At 65.5% G+C, this 249-nt stretch carries 1 protein-coding gene; it reads left to right on the top strand.

All coding sequences use genetic code 11. The annotated features are described in order from the left end of the window. On the top strand, positions 1-249 hold a 249-nt coding region (locus SB786_RS37115), incomplete at both ends, for a hypothetical protein (protein ID WP_410731697.1).

The following is a 249-nucleotide window of genomic DNA, read 5'->3' as shown; positions in this document are numbered from 1 at the left end:
ATCGGGCCCGGCTGTGCCAGTTGCAGGCCCGCCTGTTCACCTTGCAGAGCGACTATCAGGCAGCCATCGACAGCGCCTTATCAGGCCTGGAACTGCTGGGTATCCGCCTGGCACGCGGCGTCGACAGGCAACAGGTAGAAGCCAGCCATGCCCGTGTGCTGGCCATGATCGAACAAAAGGGCCGCCACTGCCTGGAGTCGCTGCCGCGTGCCGACTCGGAGCAAGTGGCAGTGGCGATCGGCCTGCTGG

Origin of the sequence: Burkholderia sp. SIMBA_062 (assembly GCF_046534765.1) — a bacterium.
GTDB classification, from domain to species: domain Bacteria; phylum Pseudomonadota; class Gammaproteobacteria; order Burkholderiales; family Burkholderiaceae; genus Burkholderia; species Burkholderia ambifaria.
This window is presented reverse-complemented; position numbering and strand designations above follow the sequence as displayed.